The 2,095-nt window shown below is 68.3% G+C and carries 2 protein-coding genes and 1 pseudogene; 1 reads left to right on the top strand and 2 read right to left on the bottom strand.

The genetic code is table 11. The features are described 5' to 3' along the window. A partial coding sequence (locus tag FMEAI12_RS34915) for an integrase core domain-containing protein (protein WP_146776849.1) occupies nucleotides 1-219 on the top strand: 219 nt, incomplete at its 5' end. Between the two features lie 244 nt (nucleotides 220-463). Here FMEAI12_RS34915 and FMEAI12_RS34910 read toward each other — a convergent pair. Together FMEAI12_RS34910 and FMEAI12_RS34905 are read right to left on the bottom strand one after the other, a co-directional pair. Further along, nucleotides 464-1,183: a hypothetical protein gene (locus tag FMEAI12_RS34910; RefSeq protein WP_112109305.1), complete on the bottom strand. Its 720-nt coding sequence runs from the start codon at nucleotides 1,181-1,183 to the stop codon at nucleotides 464-466. Nucleotides 1,184-1,454: 271 nt separating this feature from the next. Continuing rightward, nucleotides 1,455-1,976: pseudogene (locus FMEAI12_RS34905) on the bottom strand (integrase core domain-containing protein); the annotation flags it as partial. Nucleotides 1,977-2,095 lie beyond the last annotated feature (119 nt).

The raw sequence follows: 2,095 nt of genomic DNA, 5'->3' as shown, positions 1-2,095 counted from the left end.
GCCCACCGCGAATGCACCGACAGACTACTAATCGTCTCCGAACGGCACCTGACATCGGTCCTCGACAGCTACGCGAAGCATTTCAACACCCACCGACCCCACCGCTCCCTCCGCCAGCACCCACCCGACCCGCCACCCGTGGTCGCCCCGACGTCGAATTCCACCATCCGTCGCACACGCATCCTCGACGGCATGATCAACGAATATCGCAACGCCTGACCACTTACGCGGAAGATCCTGTCAACCGCAAAAGACCAGATCACAGGCAGAATCGGGGTTCTGGAGCCCCACAGGCGCCGGCGGTGTAGCTGATCCCGGGGTCGGCGGTGGCGAGCTGGGTGCCGGCGCGGGTCACGGAGAGGGTGAGCACGCCGGTGGTCTGGCTCGCGCCGCCACGATGCCTACGGCCAGGCAGGCTGCGATGACAGCGAGAATGAGAGCGATCTTTTTCATGGCATCCCCTTCAGTAGCCGGTTCCAGCACGCTGGACGCCGATGTGTTCCACCCATTCGCCGCTGTCCCGTGCGCCCCAGAAGCCCATGCGGACGTCCGCCCCGGAGACACCCCAGGGCAGGCCGTGCTCGAGTAGTCGGAGGCCGAACCGGCCCTCGGAGTCGGGCCCAGCCGGCCAGCCGGCCGAGCACAGTTCCCGCGGGTACAGGCACGGGTTCGTGGTGAAGAACCGGCGGTGCTCGAGCCAGGCGTTGCCGTCCTCGTCGGTCTGCTCGACGTAGTCGTCGGGGTGCTGCTCGACGATCCCGCCGGCGGCCCGCTCGGCGTCGTTCCATGGCTGTCGGCGGAGTGCGAGTTGGGCGAGGTGGGGCCGGCTGGTGAGCACATCGGCCATGGCGCCTAGGTCGACGGGCTGATGGAAGATGAAGTCGTCTTCGACGTGGAAGACGAAGTCGTCTTCGACGTAGAAGGCGAAGTCGAGGGCCCGGTTAATGCTGAGGACGCTCCAGGCCCAGCTGATGGCGCCACCGAAACCGCGCCGCGGGCCGATACCCAGCTGGACGAACTGCGGGTACCGCTTGGCGAGCTGGGCTCGGTGGTCATCGTCGCCAGAGTCGTCGTGCATGAACCATTCCGTGATGGGTCCACCGAGGTGCCAGCTGGCCGACTGCACGGCGCGGTCAAGGTGCTCGTCTCGACCGTCGGTCATGACGAGCACAGCGATGCTCATGGGGACGGCGCCTCCTCAGTCCTGTCGAGGTTGCACGTCCCCGCATCCGCCCGTAGTACGCGAGAGCCCCCGCCTCATGCTCGGCCGGGAGAACCGTCCGGGAACCAGGCATGGCTGCCCGGTTCGACCACCAGTGGTGGGCAGCGGACCCGACCCCCAAGGGCCGGCAGGACTGAGCAAGCGCCGTCCCCGCTCACGGCACAGGTAGTCCGTTCGCCTGGGCGATGGCGTGTGGGGTGTCAGAACTCGGCACCGGTGGTGGCCTGGGGTTTTAGGTGGCTCGTTCGTATTCGTTGATCAGGCCGCCGAGGACAGGCTGGCGCTTGATCCGTTCCCTGGCCAGGTCGGCGACGGGGTGGTCGGGCCGTGGTGGTTGAAGGTCGCGGCCGCGGTGGGGTCGTCGTCCGTTGTAGTGCCGTGCGTACGCGGTCAGGACCGTGCGCAGGTGCCACTCGCCGAAGATCGGCATCCGGTCGGTGACCTCGGTCCGGACCATGTGGACGAACCGTTCCGCGTAGGCGTTCGCCCGCGGGGTTCGGGGTGGGATCTTGACGGCGGTGATGCCGGCGTCGGCGAGGACCGCGTCGAACGACGCGGTGAACTGCCCGGCCCGGTCGCGGACCAGGAACTGGAAGTCGGCCGTCCGGTCGCCGAGGTCCATGAGGAGGTTCCGGGCTTGTTGGGTGGTCCACGGGCCGTCCGGGTGGGCGGTGACTCCGAGGATGTGGACGGTGCGGGAGCCGGCCTCCAGGACGAAGAAGCAGTACAACCGCCGCAGCGTCACGGCGCAGTCGTCAGGTAGCGGGGGCGCGTTGCTGCGCCCCCGCCCCTTCAGAACCCGGCGTGCCACTCGTCGCGGCACCGGGCTCAAGCGGCCCGCGTGGGCGGGCAGGCCCTACAGATCGCTGTCCG

Origin of the sequence: Parafrankia sp. Ea1.12, from assembly GCF_900465275.1 — a bacterium.
In the GTDB taxonomy this organism is placed as follows: domain Bacteria; phylum Actinomycetota; class Actinomycetes; order Frankiales; family Frankiaceae; genus Parafrankia; species Parafrankia soli.
This window is presented reverse-complemented; position numbering and strand designations above follow the sequence as displayed.

What these genes read in the sequence shown, in the direction of transcription:
- FMEAI12_RS34910 (WP_112109305.1), bottom strand. Translation starts at nt 1,183, where the DNA reads ATGAGCATCGCTGTGCTCGTCATGACCGACGGTCGAGACGAGCACCTT.